Below are 21618 nucleotides of genomic sequence, written 5' to 3' on the forward strand. Positions count from 1 at the left end.
AAAATTTTACTTGCATTTATACCGAGTTTGGACCATATTTTGTGGAAGAACTATCTTAATAAATTCTTTATTTATTAAGATGTTTTTTAATAAATTCTATTACATCTTGACTAATAAAATCTTTCTCAGACTGTACTAAAAACCAAGGTTTTTTTAAATCCATTAAGTTTTTTAATGAAATATTTTGCCAATTGATTGCTACTTTTTCTATATCTATTTCTTGGTTAAATCTATCTACTACAATATAAGCATCTGCTAGGTCTAAAAACTCCTGTGCAGAGATCTTAAAATCTTCCTTTGTAGGATCTAAAACCTGTAAATATAAATCTGGCACAATAAATTTACGTAAGCTGTTACTTTCAATAATTACATAATCATTAGTTGCAATTTCTGTTTTTAATTTACTAAGAGCATTAACTAATTCACCTTGTCTAGTACGTAACCATAGAGCGCGTTTTGCACCTGCAAGCAGAAATCTTGGTGTATCGGCTCGCATACTTTTTTCTGTTTCTTCTGTAAGTAAAAATTCATGTTCAGGAACTTCACAACCGCAATCTTTACCATTACTTGCACAAATTTTATGGCCTGTTTGAGTGATTTTTATTGCCGTCCAATTAAGTTCTACTAAAGCTTTAACAATTCCTGCTACAACAGAAGTTTTGCCAATATTACGGCTATGTCCACCAACTAAAATTAGTTTCATAAATAATAAAATAGTAATAAAACTAGGGAGCCAAAATATATTTAACTCCCTAGTTTTCAAATAGTTAAAGTTTTAATTTATCTACTACATTTTGACACAAACAGATTTTGTTTCTGTACAAAGTTCTAGAGCTTCTTTACCCATTTCACGGCCCCAACCCGATTGTTTATAGCCTCCAAATGGCATTGCAGCATCAAAAATGTTATAGCAATTAATCCAAACAGTACCAGCACGAAGTTTAGAAGCCAGACTATGAGCTTTGCTAATATCACTAGTCCAAATTCCTGCCGCCAGGCCATAAACCGTATCATTAGCAGCAGGAGCAATATCATCTGATTGCTTAAATGGCATTGCAGTAACTACTGGGCCAAAGATTTCTTCTTGTACCACTTTCATATTTTGGTCTACATTTGTTAAAACAGTTGGTTTAACAAAGTAACCTTGTTCACCTAATTTTTGTCCACCTGCAAGGGCTGTTGCTCCAGAACTTAAGCCTGATTGCATATAAGAACAAACACGGCTTAATTGCTCATCAGAAACCAGCGGACCCATTTGTGTATCAGGGTCAAAACCTGGGCCAACCTTAATGTTATTTGCTATATCTGCTACACCACTTACAACTTTATCAAATACACTTTCTTCAATATAAAGCCGTGAGCCTGCACAACAACATTGTCCATGATTAAAGAAAATTGCATTAGCAGCACCAGCTATTGCTAAATCCAGGTCTGCATCCTTAAAAACAATATTAGGAGATTTTCCACCTAATTCTAAGGTAACTTTCTTTAAGTTACCTGCCGCAGCTTGTAAAATTAATTTTCCAACTTCTGTTGAACCAGTAAAAGCAACCTTGTCAACATCTGGATGTGCTGCAAGTGCTGCTCCAGCAGTTTCACCATATCCAGCAACAACATTTACTACACCTTCTGGAAAACCTGCTTCTTGAACTAGTTCTGCTAGCCTTAATGCTGTTAGTGGGGTTTGTTCTGCTGGTTTTAATACTACAGTACAGCCTGTTGCAAGTGCTGGGCCTAACTTCCAAGCAGCCATTAACAATGGGAAGTTCCAAGGAATAATTTGACCAACTACGCCCACAGGTTCACGTGTAGTATAGGCTAAATACTTAGTGCCAGGTGTATAAGGAACAGAAATAGGTATTGTAGTACCTTCAACTTTAGTTGCCCAACCTGCCATATAACGAAATAGGTCTATGGCTAATGGTACATCTGCACCTCGTGCAATAGTAAGCGGTTTACCATTATCTAATGATTCTAGCTGAGCAAATTCTTCAATGTGTTTTTCCAAAAGATCCGCCAATCGCCAAATCAATTTTCCACGTTCGGAAGGAGTTATCCTAGACCAAGGGCCTTCTTCAAAAGCCTTGCGAGCAGCCTTAACAGCTAAATCTATATCTTCTTTGCGTCCCTCTGCTACATGTGCCATTATTTGACCTGTTGCAGGATTATAAACAGGGAAAGTTGCCCCATTAATTGCTTCTACCCAATCTTTACCTATTAGCATTTTTACTGGTTTAGCAATAAAATTGCTAACCGCTTGCTCCATTTTGACAGCAGCACTACTCATAAAAGTATTTTCCTTTCCTTAAATGAAATATTTAGTTTTACGGGATGTTTTAAGAATAATTACTTGTATCTGTTAAGAAATAAAGCCATTTCCGCAAAGATTTTGCCTTTGCAATTTGAAGAGCTACTTAATTTTATCAATAATTCTATTAAATAACTCTGGTGTTGGAGCAGAGATTGTTATTTCCTGATTGTTAGGGTCAAGAAATGTTATTTTTTCTGAATGAAGCATTAAACGAGGATATTTTGTAGCTTCTGTTTTATCTCCATATTGTAAATCCCCTACAATTGGGTGTCCTAAACTATAAAGATGTACCCGAATTTGATGACGACGGCCTGTTTTTGGATAAATATTTACTAAAGTATATTGTTTATAACGTTTTTTTACCTGACAAATAGTTAAACTTTTCTTTCCTTGACGAAAATCTACTGCCATTCGTCCCGAACCATATTCCCTAATGGGTTTATCTATAATTTCTTCATCAGACTTTAGAACTCCATAAACCAAAGCCAGATATTGCTTTGTAACTTCACCTTTAAAAAATAAATCATTTAAGTATTTATGACTAGTGGCAGTTTTAGCAAAAACCATTACACCGCTGACTTGTTTATCAAGTCTATGGACAACATAAAGTTTTTGCCCTGCTATTTCTTCAACCATTTTTAGTAACACAACTTCATTTTTTTCATTTCGCCCAGCAATAGAATTGACATCTATAGGCTTATTAACAGCAATAAAATTTTCATCTTGAAATAGGATTTCTACCATTGTATTTTCTATATATCTATTCCGCCTATTTGCTCCCTAGGCTTTCCGCTAGACTTAAGAAGCGATGAGCGTTCTTGTTGAACTTCTTGTTGTTTACTACCACTATGCCAGTTTAACCATTCGCTAGGAGCATCAAAGGTTTGACCTCCATGAGTGGTTAAGCGTTTTCTAACTCGACACATTACCGGAGTATTTACCCCTACACCAGTTACAATTACTTGTCCTTTAGTCAATGCTGGCAATTCTTCTAGCATTTTTCGTCCAACATTTTCCACTGTTGAAGCAATAGTATTTTGGTCAATTGGGTTAACAATTCGCATAATAAATTGTGTTTGACATTGACTTAAGACATCTTGGTCAAGCTTTCCAGGTCGTTGAGTAATTAAACCTATTCCAACACCAAATTTGCGACCTTCAGAAAGAATTTGTTTTAGAACATTAGTAGATACTACAGTAGTATTAGCAGGGGCAAATCTATGAGCCTCTTCAAGTAATACAAAAACAGGAAAATTTAATTGGTCATCAACATTTGGGCTAACATTTTTCTGATTTACCCAAGCTACACGAGCATCATTTATTCTACGTAGCAGTGTGCCTACAATTACTTGTTGTTCTTGCTGATCTATTTCATTAAGTTGTAATACTGTGCATTGACCAGGAGAAAAAAGGTCTTTTAAGGTATTATGCTCAATATTTGAAAAGATTTTGCTCTGTCCAAAACGAAAATCTAGCTTCCATAAAATGGCTTCAATAGTTCCAGCATTTGAACTACCCCCGCGCGAATTTCCTTCATCATCATCAAATTTCATAGCTAAAATTGCATCATAAAGATCCTGATAGCCATAAATTTGATTTTTGCCAAATTTTCTTTCTACCTCATAAAACCCTCGGTTTAGATAGTAGTTTTGCTTATCTGTTAATTCTGGCAATAAATAGCGTACATCTGCTAGTTTAAGCGTATTAAAGCGTACTCTTACTTTATCAGGTAGAAAAATTTTTACTTGAGGTTTATAGCCTAATTGTTGAAATTCTGGTAAAGCTTCAATCTCTCTTAAAGTGCTATATTCGCCATGCGGGTCAACAATTAAAATTGCTGCTCGGTTGTTAGGTTTTAATAATTCTTCAATTAAAACACTTGCTGTATAGCTTTTACCTGCTCCAGTGCTAGCTAAAACTGCTAAATGTGTAGCTACAACATCTTTTACTGAAAGCACTACAGGCACTTCACCTGCTGGACGAGTCAATAAACTACCTAAATGAGCAGCCCCTAAATCCCCTACTTTATAAGGACTAAGTATTTTTGTCAGCGTTTCATTGGAAGCAACATAAACAGGCTGTCCGGGACGTGGTGGAATACGAGGATTAACAAAATCTCCTATGTTTTCATCATAGTAGCCAATTGTTGAAACCGTTACTTGATAGAGTTCTGCACTTGTTTCTAGCCCAATTAATTCAGCTACTTGTTGTGGTGGGGTGTTTGGGTCAGCTAAAAAATCATCTGGAAGGTTACGAACTAGTTCACGATTTGTAATATTACCAATGATAGATTGTCCTTCTACTTGGTAATAAACAAATTCCCCTATTCGTGTTTGGTCATTATCTATAGTTATAAAAAGATATTCCTGTGGTTTTTCCCCTGGGCCTTTTACTGTACCAACTAAAAAGTCTGTCATAATAATTTATAAGTCATTAATTAAGAATATTCTTAGGTATAACGCAACCATTTAAGTAATTCTGGCACGGTTGGACGTTTGCCATACATTAAAATTCCTACACGATAAATTTTTGCTGCTAGCCAAGAACATCCAACTATAGTTATTAACATAAGCCCTAAAGATAGAATAATTTGCCAAACTGGGGGAGTCTGCACTGCAATTCTTAAAAACATTAATACTGGGCCAAAAAATGGAACTAGTGATAATACTATTGATGCTGTACCGTTAGGATCTCTAATTATTAATGAAGAAAAAACTGTGGCAATTATTAACAACATCGTAATAGGCATTTGCACGCTTTGAGCGTCCTGGTCATTAGAAACTATTGACCCCGCCAAAGCAAATAGTGTTGCATAAAGAAAATAGCCTAAGACAAAATATAAGACAAAATAGATCAGTAAAGTTTTTGGTACATCAGGAAGGCTTGCACCTGTTGCTATTGACATAGTAGCTAAAGCCATTGGAAGTACAGTAGCAAAAATACTCCATACAGTAAACTGCAATAGTCCTACCAAACCTATACCTATAATTTTTCCAAACATTAATTCTAGTGGAGAAATAGAAGAAATAATCACTTCAACTATACGACTTTGCTTTTCCTCAACAATTCCTCGCAATACTGTCATTCCATAAATAAGCATAGTGGTATATAAAATTACCATCATAATTAAACCTAATACCATTGTCTGGCCGCTATCATCTTTTGTTCCACTTTCAACCAGCTTTTTGGTTTTAATATCAATAGGTTTACTTAGCTCATTTATTTGATTAGGATCCATTCCTGCTTGACTTAATCGTCTTTCTATAATGGATCCGCTTGTAGCATCTTCTAATTGTCGGATAGTCCCAAAATCAGAAACGTTTTCAGCAAAAAAATCTGCTGAGTAGTCTTTATCTGTTTTTTTTAGTAGTAAATAACCATTTATATCACCATCTTTTATTTCTTTAGTAAGCTTTTCTTGTATTTCAGGAAGTTCTTTTTCATTAGCAACTCCTAGGGTTTTTACTACATATTTGCTTTTGCCTATAGGGTCTTTTTTATTACTTAAGCGTTTTTCAATTGAAGTTAAAAGTTCAGTATCATTATCTAAGCTAACAACTGTAACTTTTCGGTCACTAGTATCTAGTTTTGCAACAAGTAATGGTGCAAGTATAAGCACAGCCATAAGTATTGGCCCAAGCAATGTGCCAATGATAAACCATTTAGAAACAACTCGTTCTAAAAACTCTCTCTTGATGACCAAAAAGATTTTATTCATTTTTCCCTACTTTTCTAATAAAAATTTCATTAAGAGAAGGTTCCATAAGTTCAAAACGATTAATATAAACACCACTATTAACCATTTGTTGAAGTAGTTTTTGTGGTTCTGCCCCTTCAACTAGCTCAATCTCAACATGACTAGCATATTGAGCAATCTTTTTTATTAGCTCATTACCTGTTAAGACCTGATTTTCACCTTCATAGCTAAGAGCAATTTTATTACTAGCAAAACCACGTTTAATGCTTTTTAAGTTTCCAGCTAAAACTTTTTGAGATTTATTAATTAAACAAATATCATCACATAATTTTTCTACTTGTTCCATTACGTGAGTAGAAAGTATAACAGTAGTTCCACTATTTTTTAATTCATGTATAACTTCAATTAATAAACTAGCATTAACAGGATCTAACCCAGAAAAAGGTTCATCTAAAATAATTAGTTCAGGTTTATGTAAAACGGTAGCAATAAATTGGATTTTTTGCTGCATTCCTTTAGAAAGTTCTTCAGTTTTTTTATCTAGCCATGCAGCAATTTGCAAGCGTTCTGCCCAATCAGTAATTCTTTTATCTAATTCGTTACTTGGAACATTTTTTAATCCTGCTAAAAATAGCAGTTGCTCGCGTACTTTCATTTTTTTATATAGTCCGCGTTCTTCTGGCAAATAACCTATGCGCTCCTGCATTTTTGGATTCATTTTTTGTCCAAAAACTTTTACTTCTCCATTATCTGGAAAAGTAATACTTACAATCATTCTAATTGTAGTGGTTTTGCCTGCTCCATTTGGCCCTAAAAGGCCAAAAACAGACCCTTTGGACACTTCTAAGGATAGATTATTAACCGCCGTAAAATCACCGTATGATTTAGTTACAGCATTTATTTCTATTGCTTCTGACAATATTCACGCTCCAAATCAATTTTATTTAATCTTTTTTCTTTTGATTTATTATGTTTGAAGGTCTAACGGCTATTTGTGATAAAGGGTTTACTCTTACTAAAGCATTTTTTATTTGTTCGTCTTCTTGCCAAACATCTTGAGAAACATTCATTTGTAAGTATTCTAAAAACCGATTAAATTCTTTCTGCATTTCATCCATTTTTTCCCGCATATTTAAGATAATACCCACACCTGCTAAGTTTACTCCTAGGTCTCTAGTTAATTTTAAGATTAGTTCTAATCTCTCTAAATCTTCTTCTGTATAAAAGCGAGTATTTCCATCTGAACGCGAAGGAGTTAAAAGCCCTTCACGCTCATAAAGTCTTAATGTTTGTGCATGAATATCATAGGTTTCTGCTACAACGCTTATGGTATAACCTTTAGTTTTTGGTTTCTTTTTTGTTGTTGTCATATAACTACTTTATTCTAGCCCCATTTCCATACGGGGGTTTTCTGGATTAAGCCGAGCATACTCTTTTAAGATTGTTTTTGTATCTTCGCTAATAATTTTTGGTAAAACTATTTTTACCTCTACATATTGATCCCCACAAACATTACCACGTAGTGAAGGAACTCCTTTTCTCTTAAGCGAAACTTCTGTCCTGATTGTGTCCCTGGAGGAATACGCAACACTGCTTTTCCAGAAATGGTTGGAACTTCTATTTTTGCTCCAATAGCGGCTTCAGGCACAGTAACAGGAATTGTGCAATAAATATTATCCCCTTTACGGGTAAAGTAAGGATGTTCACCTACATTAGTAATAATAAAAAGATCTCCTGATCCTCCTCCCAAAGTTCCAGAATGTCCTTTTCCAGGTACACGAACTCTTGAACCAGTATCAACACCCGCAGGAATACGCACTTTAACAGATTCTGTTTTTGGCACTGTGCCTCGGCCTAAACAAAGGCTACAAGCTTGATTTCGTCGTCCTGTCCCATGACAATCAGGACAAGTAGTCTTAAATTGAAGCTTACCGCTTTGAGTCGTTGTTTTACCGCTACCTTGACATCGGCTACAAGGCTGTTGCACACTACTATTACTTATTTCTCCATTACCATTACAACGATTACATCCTTCATCTCTACTTAAGGTAATACTAGTAGTAAAACCTTGTACAGCTTGTTCAAAACTAATTGATAAAGCATATTCGATATCTAAACCTTTTCTAGGTTCTGGTGCAGTAGCATTAGTATACATATTAGTACTATTAGCACTTGCTTTGCGGGATGATCCAAAGAGTTCAGAAAAAATATCTCCAAATGAACCGCTATTAAAACCCCCAAAATCAAATCCACCAAAACCAAATCCACTATTTGCAGATCCAGCATTAGCAGCAGCATCAGCCATATTATCTGAGTAAGAACCAAAGCGATCATAAACTTCACGTTTCTTTGTATCGCTTAGAACTTCAAATGCTTCTGATATTTGCTTAAATTTTTCTTCTGCCGACTTATCCCCAGGGTTTACATCTGGATGATATTTTCTAGCTAAACGTCTGTATGCTTTTTTAATCTCGTCTTGGCTAGCAGTACGCTCTACACCTAAAACTTTATAGTAATCTTCTCGTGCCATAATTGTTCTATTTAGAAAGAGTTACATTAGTTGACAGCCTGTAACTTACAGGCTGTCAAAGGTTAAGAAATTTTGCTTTTAATTAGTAGATTTAACTATTTTTTATCGTCAACATCTACATATTCAGCATCAATAACATCATCATCTTTAGGATTACTACGACCACTACCGGCACTTGAACCTCCACCACTACCGGCTGATGCTGATTCAGCTTGTGCATCTGGAGGAGCTTGACGATACATTTGTTCAGCTACTTTATGAGAAGCTTTAGTTAGTTTTTCATAAAGTGCTTCTAATTCTGGAGTTTCTGCTGTTTCTAACTTGCCACGAATCTCAGAAATAATTCCCTCTAGTTCTGTTACTGTAGCATTATCAATTTTTTCTCGGTTATCTTTAATTAACTTCTCGGTTGAATAAGTCAAACTATCTAACTTATTGCGTGCTTCAATTTGATCCCGACGTTTTTTATCTGACTCAGAATTAGAATCAGCTTCTCTTACCATTCTGTCAATTTCTTCTTTGCTTAATCCTGAACTAGATGTAATGGTAATCTTTTGCTCTCGTCCCGTCCCAAGGTCTTTTGCTGATACATTTACAATACCATTAGCATCAATATCAAAGGTTACTTCAACTTGTGGCATTCCTCTTGGTGCTGGTGGAATACCTACTAGATGGAATTTACCTAATGTGCGATTGTCTCGCGCCATAGGTCTTTCACCTTGTAAAACATGAACTTCTACTGATGTTTGGTTATCTGATGCGGTTGAAAAGACTTCACTCTTACGTGTAGGAATTGTTGTATTACGTTCAATTAGTCTAGTAAACACACCACCTAAAGTTTCAATACCTAGAGAAAGTGGAGTAACATCTAATAAGAGTAGATCTTTAACATCTCCAGCTAAAACGCCTGCTTGGACAGCAGCACCAACAGCTACAACTTCATCTGGATTAACACCTTTATGAGGTTCTTTACCAAAGAAGTTTTTCACCATTTCTTGGATTTTAGGAATACGTGTTGAGCCGCCAACTAGCACTACTTCATCAACTTGACTAGTTTTTACACCAGCATCAGACAAAGCTAGCTCACAAGGTTTTAAGGTACGACGTAAAAGATCATCAACCAATGATTCAAACTTAGCACGAGAAAGCTTCATTACTAAATGCTTAGGCCCACTTTGGTCAGCAGTAATAAATGGTAAGTTAATTTCTGTTTCCATTGTTGAAGAAAGCTCAATTTTTGCTTTTTCTGCTGCTTCTTTTAAGCGTTGGAGAGCCATTTTGTCATTAGAAAGGTCAAGCCCTTGATCTTTCTTAAATTCTTCAATAATCCATTTCATCAAGCGTTCATCAATATCATCGCCGCCCAAGTGGGTATCACCATTAGTAGACTTTACTTCTACTACACCTTCACCTACTTCTAGGACAGAAATGTCAAAAGTACCACCACCAAAGTCAAATACAGCTATAGTTTCATTTTTCTTTTTATCTAAACCATAAGCTAAAGCTGCTGCTGTTGGCTCATTAACAATACGCATTACTTCTAACCCAGCAATTTTACCAGCATCTTTTGTTGCTTGACGTTGTGCATCATTAAAATAAGCTGGTACAGTAATTACTGCTTTTTCTACTTTTTGGCCTAAGTATTCTTCTGCTGCTACTTTTAATTTTTTGTAAGATCATGGCAGAAACTTCTGGTGGAGAATATTCTTTACCACCTGCTACTACTCGGCAATCACCGTTTAAAACAGACTTTACTGTATAAGGAACTTGTTTAATTTCACCGCCAACTTCATCATAACGACGGCCCATAAATCTTTTAATTGAATAAACTGTATTTTCTGGATTTGTGACAGCTTGACGTTTAGCAACTTGTCCTACTAATCGCTGTCCATCTTTTGTAAATCCTACTACTGAGGGAGTAGTACGCGCACCTTCTGAATTAGCAATTACTGTGGGAGAACCACCTTCCATAATAGCAACTACTGAATTAGTGGTTCCTAAGTCAATACCAATAATCTTACTCATAATCTTTTGCCTCCAAATGGCAGAATTGTTTCCTGACAATCTGCTCAATACTAAATTGATAGAAATTAATAATAAAATTGCAAATTGGGCGGATGAATATAAATTAATTAAATGCCCAACAATATATTTTTTGTTCAAGTTGTCCGCAGTATAGCTAGTTGAGTATCTTATTGTCAAGTTTTTTATAGCAAGTATAATCAACTTTCTTCCGAATAATCTAATTAACTAAAAATTTTACTTCTCTAAATAAGAAATTTAGATTATTTATTAACAAGCCAAGCTACTATAAGTTATTATTAGGTGATTCTAATAAACAGCTTATTTTTGCTGAATTAAGTAGCTACACTTAAATCAATGTTTAGCTTTTCCAAAATTAAAACTCTTAGCCAATTTGCCCTAATTTTTTTCTTTTTTATTAACAATATATTTGTTGTTAAATCGTGATCTGCTTGGAGAAACACGTAATTCTACTAATTTAACTAATATATCTACAAAATCATTAACTAAAAAAACCTTTCCTAAACTATCAGGATCTTTTGCCTTCCATACATTTACAGATAAAGATGGACTACCTCAAAACTCAGCAATGACAATAGTTTTTGACCAAAAAGGCTATCTTTGGGTAGGAACTCAAGACGGAGCAACTTACTATAACGGTCATAAATGGACTACTGTAAATATGCCTAATAGACAGATTTCTAATTCTGTTCAAACAATGCTTTCTACTTCTGATGGTAGCCTTTGGTTTGGCACTAATGGGGCTGGTCTAATACAATTAAAAGATAGTAAATGGACAATTTATTATAAAAAATCTGGAGCATTAGCTAACAATATAGTAAATACACTTGCCGTTACTATTACCTCATTAGGTCAACTTACTATTTGGGTAGGAACTGAAACAGGCTTATCAGCATTTTCTAATGATAAATGGCAAACTTACACTAGTGAAAATTCTAGGCTTCCTAGTGATAATATTGAAACTCTCTTTGCTGACAAAGATATTCTTTGGATTGGAACCAATGGAGGTGGATTGGTTAAATTTGAAAATAATAATTTTTCCACTAACTATAATAAAACCAATTCTTTACTACCAAGTAATGTTGTTAAAAGCTTACTAATTACTAAAAATAATAACCAAAAAACTATCTGGATAGGAACTGAACAAGGACTAGTTAGCTTAAAGGAAAACCCTCCAAATATTCCACAATGGAATATTTATAATACTAATAATTCCCTATTACCCCATAATATTATCAGATGTATTTATCCAGCCGATTTACAATCTGAAAAATCAGCAATTTGGATAGGCACACCTGCTGGGCTAGCCTATTTTGTGGAATCAACGAATAATGAAGACATGTTTTGGAGGGCCTATAATTCACAAAATTCTAATTTATCAGGAGATTTTATAGTTTCTTTGCTTGGTACATATCCTGAAAATGGTATCCCTACGCTCTGGATTGGAACTAATGGAGGTGGGCTAGTTCGTACAGATTTACTTGGCTGGCAAACATTTTCTACTAAAACATCCCAATTACCTAATAACATAGTTAGAAGCTTATTAGAAGTAAATAAAGAAGATACAAACAAACAACTTTGGGTTGGCACTTATGAAGGGCTAGCTTGTTTAGAAAATGAAAAATGGATAATTTACAATACTACTAATTCTGCTTTACCAGATAATAATGTAGAAAGTTTACTTTATAGCTATCCAAATACTCTTTGGATAGGTAGTTGGGGAGGATTAACTAAAGTAGAAAATAATAAATGGACAACTTATAACATTAGTAATTCTGGTCTACCTGAAAACCGGGTAATGAGCTTACTTGAAACTACTAGCAACCAAGAAAAAACTCTTTGGGTAGGAACTACAGGCGGACTAGCCTGTTTTCAAAAAGGGAAATGGTCAACTTATACAACTAAAAATTCTCCTCTACCACATAATCAAATTGATAGTATTTTAGCAACCGAGTCAAATAACAGTGGTCAAGTAATTTGGTTAGGAACTTGGGGAGGTGGACTAGTTAAACTAGAAATAGTAAATAATACTGATAATTCAAACTTAATTGCAGCTAAATGGACAATTTATAATACAGAAAATTCTAAATTGCCTAATAATCTAATAAAAACCTTAAAAGAAACCAAAAACAATGGTCAACAAATTATTTGGATCGGAACTAATGGAGGATTAGCTCAATTTTTCCCAAATAAATCTGATAAATCTTGGCAGATCTTTTCTGATTCAACTACTCCAGCACTACCAAACAATATAGTTTCCCAAATTATTTTCACACCAAAGCAAATTTTTATTTTTACTTTTAAGGGTATTCTACGTTTTGCATTAAAAACAGAAAAAAGCGATATCTCTGATCTAGTCAACTTTGATAGCTATATTTTTACAACTGAAGATGGCTTACCTGGAAACGGTGTTAACCCTAGAGCAGCAATTTTAGATAGCCAAAATCGTCTTTGGGTAGGCACTCTTTACGGCTTAGCAATGTTAGATCTAAAGAAAAATATTAGTGACACCCAACCTAAACCACTTCATATTGAACAAGTAACTATTAGAGGAAAACCTTTTACTAAAAACTCTTCTCAAACAAATTTACAAACTTTTATAGGCACCTCAAAAGATTTACCTAATAATGAAGAGTTTAGTTATTATGAAAATCAACTCGTTTTTGAATATACTTTGCTAAGTTATTTTAAGGAATCAGAAACTCGCTATCGTGTTCAATTAGTAGGTTTAGATCCTAAACCTTCAGATTGGAATAGCGAACATAGAAAAGAATATACAAATTTAAGCTATGGAATTTATCAATTTCAAGTCTGGGCCAAAGATGGTCAAGGTAATATTTCTGGCCCTGTCAACATTGCTTTTAGTATAAATCCTCCTCCTTGGTTTGCTTGGTGGGCAATTTTATTTTATTTAAGTGGTATTGGTGGAACTATTTACGTCACTATTGCATGGCGAATCCATGTTTTAACTAAAAGACAACAAGAAAAAGTTATTCAACTTCGCCAACTACAACAAGAACGCCTTGAAACTCTACGCCAACTCTTAAAAAGTATCCAAATTATTAACTCTCAACTGGATTTGGAAACAGTTTTACAAAATATTACTGCTGAAAGCGCACGGTTAATTGATGGTGAACCCGGTACAATTGGCTTAATAGTAGGTGAAAATATTGTTTTTAAGCATTTATGGTATAAAGGCAAGCTAGAAGATTCCGATCTTATCTTTCCTTTAGGCCAAGGTATTGCTGGAATAGTTGCTGTTACTGGTAAACCCTATATAGTCAATGATATACACCTAGAACCAAAGCTCGTTGATTTAGAATTAGCAAAAAATATTCCCCTTATGGGTTCGTAGAAATCCCAATTATTGATCGTAAAGGCAAAGTTGTAGGCGTTTTAGACATTCGCCGAACTGCTAACCGCGTAACTTTTACAGAAAAGGATGTTCAAATCCTAGAATCTCTTGCCCATCAAGCCGCCGTAGCTATTGAAAATGCCTCTCTTTATGGCACTTTAGAAGAAAAAAATTTAGCTTTAGAAGAAAAAAATCTAATTATTGCTGAATCCTTAAAGGAAATAGAGAACCTTTACCAACATGAACAAGAAGTTTCCCGCGCTTTGCAAGAATTAAACCAAATGAAATCCAACTTTATGGTGGTTACTTCTCATGAAATGCGTACTCCTTTAACTATTTTGCAAGGTAATCACGAAGCACTATTAGCAAAATTTCTAGGTCAACTAACCCCAAGACAAGAAAAATCCCTCCTTGCCTGCCAACGTGCCACCAATCGAATGGTCGAAAGCGTAGAAAATATTAGTGAAGCCTTAAAAATTAGTGAAAAACAAGTTCGTCTTAAATATTCTCAAGTAAATTTATGCCAAATTACACTAATTGTAGCTAATAAACTTTCCCAGTTTATCCAACAACGTAATCAAGAACTTAAACTAAACCTGCCAGACAAGTTAATAATCTCTGCTGATCCAGATAAATTACAATTACTCTTAAGTAATATTATTCAAAATGCCATTAAATTTACTCCTGATCAAGGTGTTATTTCCGTTACTATTAACCAAGAAGACAGCAATGCTCATATAATTATTACTGACAATGGTATTGGTATAGAAAAAAAGGATTTAGAGCGAATTTTTGACCAGTTTTACACTCATTCTGACACCCTAAATCATACTTCTGGAAAATATCAGTTTTCTGCTCGTGGTAGTGGACTAGGTTTAGCAATCTCCAAAGGTTATGTTGAATCTCATAGCGGTCGTATTTGGGCAGAATCTGACGGAATAAATTATGGTAGTAGTTTTCATATTATTTTTCCTATCCACCAAAAACCCAACCAAAACACTAATTCAAACCTAGTTCAAAGCTTTTAGCTAGATAGCAAACCGAAGAATTCTTAATAATTCTTCCCACAACACTATTCCAAAGTTCCGCCAATTAGCCAGTTGCAATTCTTGTTTTACTAGTGGTTTTGTTGATTCTTGTTTTTCATTTTCTGCTACTTCTTCAATTATTTTGGTTTCTATCGTCGGGCTGTCTTTAATGACCATTTCCATATTTTGTTGAATAATAGGCTTAGTAAGTGATTTACTTTCTTCAATTTCTAACTCTAAATAATTTATACTCTTAGGTAAATTTATATCCCTAGACAATATTTCAATTTCTAACTCTTTTGTTTCTTTAGGGTTTGATAAATGGTTAATTTTAGCTAGCACTACTGTAATGTTATCTTGTCCTCCCCTTTCATTAGCCATTTTAATCAAGTTTTCAGTAGCTATTTTTAAGTCCAAATTATTTTTAACTATGTCAAAAATTTGCTGATTTTTTACACTTGTTGTTAGTCCATCAGAACAAACTAGTAATATATCATTCTCTCTTAAGTTAACTCGTGTTATAACAACATTTACCGTTGCTTGTCCTCCTAAAGCTTGTAAAATAACATTTCTTAAATGATGATTTTCTGCCTCTTCTTCGGTAATATAACCTGCTTCTAAAAGTTGCCCTACTAAGGAATGATCTTTAGTAAGTTGCATAATTTTATTATCTCTAATTAAATAAGCTCTTGAATCCCCTACTTGAGCAATATAAGCCTCATCTTTACAAATAGTTACACCTGTAAAGGTTGATCCCATTCCAGTACACTGAACATTATTAAGGCTCTGCTCAATAATTACTTGATTTACTATTTCTACAACTAATCGTAGCTTTTCATAGAAAGGAAATTCATTAAATATAGAAAGATTTTGTAATTGAATAAGTCGTTCTTTCACAATATCTACAGTTAATTGACTAGCAATTTCTCCTGCTAAAGCACCTCCTAAACCATCAGCAACAGCAAACAAAAGTTTTTGATTTGTATCTAATCTTACCAATTCTTTTAGAGGATTATTAATATTATAAAAATTATTGTCTGCTAAATTTACTATTAGGAAGTTATCTTCATTATTTTGTCTTACTTTTCCAACGTTAGTATCACCATAAAATTCAATATTTATAGTCATAAATTACTCCTAAAAATTTTCTTAGATTTAGGAGTATCCAAATTACGTACCAAAAATAATTAAAGATAAATAAATTTATAATTGTTTGTTAATAAATGAGATATTAGATTTTAAGAAGACTTATTTTAAGCGAATTGCTGTTTTTAAGTTCAATTTTCAAACTAAAATAATTCAATAATTAGACTAGAAAAACTAAAGTCCATAAACTTTTTTACGATCAAAAAATTTAGCCCTTGAAATCCCTAACAGTTCTATTGCTTTATCATTATTTCCTTTAGCTAAATCTAAAGCTTGTTTAATATAACTACATTCAACTTGAGAAACTAACTCATTGAGGGGTAAAAAGTTATCTGCTATTAAGTCATTATTAAAGCTTAACCTATCCTCATTACTTAATAAATAATGTGGTAGGTCGCTAGAATCTATCAGTGCATTTTCACAAGTTGCGTCCAACTCTTCAACCAATCTTAATAACTGTCTGACATTACCAGGCCAAGAATAACTTTGCAGATGAATTAAGGCAGTTTGACTAAAGCTTTTTGCTGAGTTCATTGTACTAAGATAATATTTTATAATCTCTGGAATATCTTCTGCTCGTTCCCTTAAAGCAGGTAGAACAATAGATAATCCTTTTAATCTATAATAAAGATCTGCTCGAAACTCCCCTTTTTTAATTAATTCTTCTAGGTTTTTATTAGTAGCGGAAACTAGTCTGATATTTGTATGTAAAGTTTTTAATCCTCCAACCCTTTCAAAATATCCATTTTCCAATACTCTAAGCAGTTTAGCTTGTGTTTTTAATGGAATTTCTGCAACTTCATCAAGAAAAAGTGTCCCCCCATTAGCTAACTCTAACTTACCTAATTTAGTTTGAGTTGCGCCAGAAAATGCCCCTTTTTCATGTCCAAAAAGTTCCGACTCAATAATAGTTTCTGACAGTGCCGCAATATTAATGCTAAGAAAAATTTTTTTACTACGATTAGCATTAAGTTTATGTGCTGCTTGTGCAAAAAGTTCTTTTCCTGTTCCTGTTTCACCATAAATTAAAACTGGCAACTCTTTGTCAGCAACTCTTTTTAATCGTTGATAAGCTTGTTGTAATAACTTTGATCTGCCTACCAAGCCTACTGATAGCATTTCATTTATTAAAACGTTTTGATATATCGTGTTATCAGACCAATTTTTACTATTTATTTGTGTTGAATTAATTAAACTCAAATACACATAATGACTTAAAGCAATCAGGAAAAGAAGATCCGTTTTAGAAAATTTATCTGCAACTCGCTTACTATCAGCATAAATTACACCTTTAACAGATCCTTTTATGCCTAAAGGAACACACATTATTGTGCTAATTTGATTTAAGTACATACTTTGGTGGGAATTTTTGTCTTTTAATGTATCAACTAATAATAGAGGCATTCCATCTTTAATTACTCTATTTATTACACTTTTACTTACGGGCCAATTTTCAAATTTTTCTGGAAGATCAATATTATATTTAATGATAGGTTCTAAGCTGTTCTTTTCATTCAAAATAGCAATAAAACATCGCTCTAAATTAATTATTTTTACTAGAGCCTCTACTGTTGCGACAGGAATTTTGTCTAATTTAGTTTCTGAACAAAGCGCACGACCAAAACCATAAATTAGTTGTAACTGACTATAACTAGCAATCAATGTGCTTGGGTCAATATAAGTAGTATCACGTAGTTCAGAATTATTTTCTAAAAATGCTTCTAAACCAATAAAATTATTTGTCTCTTTGCTCATAAATTATCCCTAAACTTGTTTGTTCTTTCTAAGTTTAAGTTATCATTATTAATAAATTGTCTTAATTACTACGTTTTAAGCGAAAAGAGTTCCAAACATTTTCCCAAAGTCCAGCCAACAAAGTAGGCCATGCCCCTCGTTTAAGATCAGGATCTTTACCTGCGCCCATTCTGTGAAGTTGATGAGTATGCCACATTAATTCTACAAAACCGTCAAACATTGCTATTCCTACTCGGTGACGTTCTGCTGGACGAGCATCAGCGTTGCTAGCTAAAATTCTAGAAGGCAGATCGGGTTCAACGGCCAAAGGTCGCGCTAACCCTATTAAATCTACACATCCTTCAGCTAAAGCTTCTTGCATAGCCTTAGCCGTGCGAAACCCTCCCGTTAAAAGTAGTGGTAATTTAACAAGTTTACGAACCTTTTGAGCATAATCTAAAAAATAAGCTTCTCGTTTCTTAGAGCTTTCTTTCTGTCCATCGCCTATCATTGCTGAAGCTTCATAAGTTCCACCAGAGATTTCTAAAAAATCTATAGCTTCTTTTTCTAATTCTTGTACAACTGTCATAGATTCTTCATTAGTAAAACCACCTTTTTGAAAATCGGCAGAATTTAGCTTAACACCCAAAATTTTGTCTTTACCTATAGCTTTGCGTACCTCTCTAGTTACTTCTAAGATAAATCGTCGTCGGTTTTCTGCGCTTCCTCCCCAATCATCTATTCGCAAATTAGTTAGAGGCGAAAGAAATTGACTAATCAAGTATCCATGTGCGGCATGAATTTGAACTCCTGAAAACCCCGCTTTTACAGCTATTCGAGCCGTATTAGCAAATCGCTTAATTAAATTTAAGATTTCTTCTTCTGTTAATGCTCTTGGAATAGCAAACATTCCTCTACCAACATTAACTGGCACAGGAGAAGGAGCGACAGGTTGTGAAGAAACAAAAGTAGGTGATTGTCTGCCAGGATGATTAATTTGCATTATGATATGCCCTCCCTTAGATTTCCCTACTTTTGCCCATTCAGATAACTTTGCTAAATCTTCTTCACTTTCTACAACAACATTACAAGGTTCTCCTAAAGCTCGGCGGTCAATCATTACATTTCCTGTAATACTTAATCCAAGCCCCCCATCAGCCCATCGTTGATAAAGCCTTACCAATTCTGTTGTAGGTTTATTGCTATAATCACCTAATTGCTCACTCATTGCAGATTTTACTAGTCGGTTAGGTAATGCTATTCCACAAGCAAAGGTTAGCTTGTCACTTAATTTTATTGTCATAATTTTTAAGCCTTATAAAACCAATTTAATAATAATATTATTATGTATGTTTAATTAGACTTTATAAGACACATAAAAACTTTACAATAGAAGCAAGAAGTTTTTCAAATTACGGAGAATTATGTAGTTTAGAAATAATTTATATAGAGAGAAAAATGAAGAAAGATGAAGAAAAGAAAAAGAAGATTAAGGAAGAAAAAATATGATTTAAAAAGATAAAATCCGGCGACTACCTACTTTCCCACCTCCCTGCGAAGGCAGTATGATCGGCTCCAGAGGGCTTAACTTCCGTGTTCGGGATGGGAACGGGTGTGGACCCTCCGATAGGGTCACCGGAAACTCTTTTACAATAACTAAGCCGTTAGTCATTGTAGCTAACTTCTATAAGCTTTTTTTTCTTTATTTAACAAAAAGCTTACTATTAGCAATATCCTTTTTATTTAATTGTAAATATCCTTTTTAACTCTTTTGTTTCTTTGATTTTGAATAAGCAAAAATTTCTTTAAGTACTTCTTAGCGTCTTTTTTAATTGACTTTTCCAAAAGCAACTTCATTGCTCTACAACACTTAACTTACTTACTTTTGTATTGTCTTTTTGATTAATCAAAAGACAACCAATAGCAAAAGTAGTGGTCAAGCCGATGGGTCATTAGTACTGGTCAGCTTAGTATGTCACCACACTTACACTCCCAGCCTATCTACGTGGTAGTCTTCCACGAGCCTCTTGGGGAAACCTCATCTCCGGACGAGCTTCACACTTAGATGCATTCAGCGTTTATCTCTACCTAGCTTAGCTACCCTGCGACTACCGTTGGCACGATAACAGGTACACCAGTGGCTAGTCCAACCCGGTCCTCTCGTACTAAGGTCAGCATCCGTCAAGTTTCCTACGCCCACACCAGATAGGGACCGAACTGTCTCGCGACGTTCTAAACCCAGCTCACGTACCGCTTTAATTGGCGAACAGCCAAACCCTTGGGACCTTCTTCAGCCCCAGGATGCGATGAGCCGACATCGAGGTGCCAAACCTGAGCGTCGATGTGAACTCTTGGCTCAGATCAGCCTGTTATCCCCGGAGTACCTTTTATCCTTTGAGCGACGGCTCTTCCATACGACACCGCCGGATCACTAAGCCCTGCTTTCGCACCTGCTCGACTTGTTTGTCTCACAGTTAAGCTAGTTTTTGCCTTTGCACTCTATGGGTGATTTCCAAACACCCTGAACTAACCTTCGGAAGCCTCCGTTACATTTTGGGAGGCGACCGCCCCAGTCAAACTACCCGCCTGATAGTGTCCCTCTCCCTGTGAGGGAGTAGGTTAGAACCCGAACAATGCAAGGGTGGTATCTCACCGTTGACTCCGCCAAGCCCTAAAGCCTGACTTCTCAGTCTCCCACCTATCCTGCGCATCCACTGCCCAGATTCACTACCAAGTTATAGTAAAGGTTCACGGGGTCTTTCCGTCTTGATGCGGGTAACCGGCATCTTCACCGGTACTACAAATTCGCTGTGCTACTCGTTAAGACAGTTGCCAGATCGTTACGCCATTCGTGCAGGTCGGAACTTACCCGACAAGGAATTTCGCTACCTTAGGACCGTTATAGTTACGGCCGCCATTCACTGGGGCTTCAATTCAAAGCTTCGCCTTTCGACTAACCTCTCCTTTTAACCTTCCAGCATTGGGCAGGCGTCAGCCCCCATACCTCCTCTTACAGAGTTTGCGGAGACCTGTGTTTTTAGTAAACAGTCGCCTGGCACTCTTCACTGCGACTTACTCTTTCAAGTAAGCACCCCTTCTCCCTAAGTTACGGGGGTTAATTTGCCGAGTTCCTGAACGAGTATTCTCACATCCGCCTTAGGATTCTCTCCCCACCTACCTGTGTCGGTTTGCGGTACGGTTAGACTTCCAAGCTCGCTAACGAGGTTTTTCTTGGCAGCCCCTCAGATCCACTTTATTGGCTTCCGAAGAAGCCTTCGCTTACAGGCTTGATGTTATTGTAGAGTGGATTTACCTGCCCTACCATCTTGCCTGCTCAAACCACACTTCCATCCGTGGTCTGTTCCTTGGCACTGCGTCCCCCCAAGCTCAAACGCTTGTTTCTAGTACAGGAATATTCACCTGTCTTCCATCGACTACGCCTTTCGGCCTCGCCTTAGGTGCCGACTAACCCTGAGCAGACGAACTTTACTCAGGAAACCTTAGGTTTTCGGCGGCCAGGATTCCCACCCGGCTTTGCGCTACTTATGCCGACAAAGTCTTTTCTCAACGCTCCACTTTAGCACTAGCCTCTCGACTAGCACCGCCTTTTCAGTACGGCTTCTACGCTGTTGAGAATGCTCTCCTACCACTACAGAACTTTTTCTCTCTTATCAAATACTAATCTAATTTATTAGATAAAATTAATACTTAATAAGTGAGAAATTCTATAATCCAAAGCTTCGGTGTGTACTTTTAGCCCCGTTATATTGTCGG

At 35.4% G+C, this 21618-nt stretch carries 12 protein-coding genes, 2 rRNA genes and 3 pseudogenes (1 of these 17 running past the window's edge); 3 read left to right on the plus strand and 14 right to left on the minus strand.

Annotation, left to right across the window (positions count from 1 at the left end):
- Positions 1–67: 67 nt before the first annotated feature.
- The 9 genes and pseudogenes from IPK14_10160 to dnaK all read right to left on the minus strand — a co-directional run bounded on the left by IPK14_10160 (position 68) and on the right by dnaK (position 10563).
- A complete protein-coding gene (locus IPK14_10160) occupies positions 68–703 on the minus strand; it encodes a hypothetical protein (protein ID MBK7993764.1) in 636 nt (211 codons plus the stop codon).
- An 84-nt stretch (positions 704–787) separates the two neighbouring features.
- On the minus strand, positions 788–2287 hold the full coding sequence (locus IPK14_10165) for an aldehyde dehydrogenase family protein (GenBank protein MBK7993765.1): 1500 nt from the start codon (positions 2285–2287) through the stop codon (positions 788–790).
- Between the two features lie 123 nt (positions 2288–2410).
- Positions 2411–3055 carry an RluA family pseudouridine synthase gene (locus tag IPK14_10170; protein MBK7993766.1) on the minus strand — a complete coding sequence of 215 codons (645 nt, stop codon included), beginning with the start codon at positions 3053–3055 and terminating at the stop codon, positions 2411–2413.
- Positions 3056–3063: 8 nt separating this feature from the next.
- Entirely contained in the window at positions 3064–4728 is a 1665-nt protein-coding gene (locus IPK14_10175) for an ATP-binding protein (GenBank protein ID MBK7993767.1), read from the minus strand.
- Positions 4729–4760: 32 nt separating this feature from the next.
- The gene (locus IPK14_10180; protein MBK7993768.1) at positions 4761–6029 is read right to left on the minus strand and encodes an ABC transporter permease; all 1269 of its coding nucleotides are present in this window, start codon (positions 6027–6029) and stop codon (positions 4761–4763) included.
- On the minus strand, positions 6022–6927 hold the full coding sequence (locus IPK14_10185; GenBank protein MBK7993769.1) for an ATP-binding cassette domain-containing protein: 906 nt from the start codon (positions 6925–6927) through the stop codon (positions 6022–6024). The genes IPK14_10180 and IPK14_10185 overlap by 8 nt, the downstream gene beginning before the upstream one ends.
- Before the next feature lie 25 nt (positions 6928–6952).
- Entirely contained in the window at positions 6953–7378 is a 426-nt protein-coding gene (locus IPK14_10190) for a helix-turn-helix transcriptional regulator (GenBank protein ID MBK7993770.1), read from the minus strand.
- A 9-nt stretch (positions 7379–7387) separates the two neighbouring features.
- A pseudogene (gene dnaJ / locus IPK14_10195) lies at positions 7388–8538 on the minus strand (molecular chaperone DnaJ).
- A 95-nt stretch (positions 8539–8633) separates the two neighbouring features.
- A pseudogene (gene dnaK / locus IPK14_10200) lies at positions 8634–10563 on the minus strand (molecular chaperone DnaK).
- Positions 10564–10990: 427 nt separating this feature from the next.
- Between dnaK and IPK14_10205 the strand changes: the two are divergent.
- The 3 genes and pseudogenes from IPK14_10205 to IPK14_10215 all read left to right on the plus strand — a co-directional run bounded on the left by IPK14_10205 (position 10991) and on the right by IPK14_10215 (position 14964).
- Entirely contained in the window at positions 10991–13936 is a 2946-nt protein-coding gene (locus IPK14_10205) for a hypothetical protein (protein MBK7993771.1), read from the plus strand.
- Positions 13903–14073, plus strand: a pseudogene (locus tag IPK14_10210) (GAF domain-containing protein). The gene IPK14_10205 and the pseudogene IPK14_10210 overlap by 34 nt, the downstream one beginning before the upstream one ends.
- A 144-nt stretch (positions 14074–14217) precedes the next feature.
- Entirely contained in the window at positions 14218–14964 is a 747-nt protein-coding gene (locus IPK14_10215) for a HAMP domain-containing histidine kinase (protein MBK7993772.1), read from the plus strand.
- On the opposite strand, the gene IPK14_10220 is transcribed toward IPK14_10215, so the two are convergent.
- The 5 genes from IPK14_10220 to IPK14_10240 form a co-directional block, all read right to left on the minus strand.
- Positions 14965–16092, minus strand: coding sequence for a Stp1/IreP family PP2C-type Ser/Thr phosphatase (locus IPK14_10220; protein ID MBK7993773.1), 1128 nt, complete (start codon positions 16090–16092; stop codon positions 14965–14967). It lies immediately after the preceding gene.
- Positions 16093–16284: 192 nt separating this feature from the next.
- Positions 16285–17865 carry a sigma-54-dependent Fis family transcriptional regulator gene (locus tag IPK14_10225; protein MBK7993774.1) on the minus strand — a complete coding sequence of 527 codons (1581 nt, stop codon included), beginning with the start codon at positions 17863–17865 and terminating at the stop codon, positions 16285–16287.
- A gap of 61 nt (positions 17866–17926) precedes the next feature.
- Positions 17927–19147, minus strand: coding sequence for an NADH oxidase (locus tag IPK14_10230; GenBank protein MBK7993775.1), 1221 nt, complete (start codon positions 19145–19147; stop codon positions 17927–17929).
- A gap of 220 nt (positions 19148–19367) precedes the next feature.
- Positions 19368–19484, minus strand: a 5S ribosomal RNA gene (gene rrf / locus IPK14_10235).
- 292 nt (positions 19485–19776) lie between these two features.
- Positions 19777–21618, minus strand: a 23S ribosomal RNA gene (locus IPK14_10240) (it continues 1171 nt past the right edge of the window).

This window comes from Blastocatellia bacterium, from assembly GCA_016713405.1.
GTDB lineage: Bacteria > Acidobacteriota > Blastocatellia > Chloracidobacteriales > JADJPF01 > JADJPF01.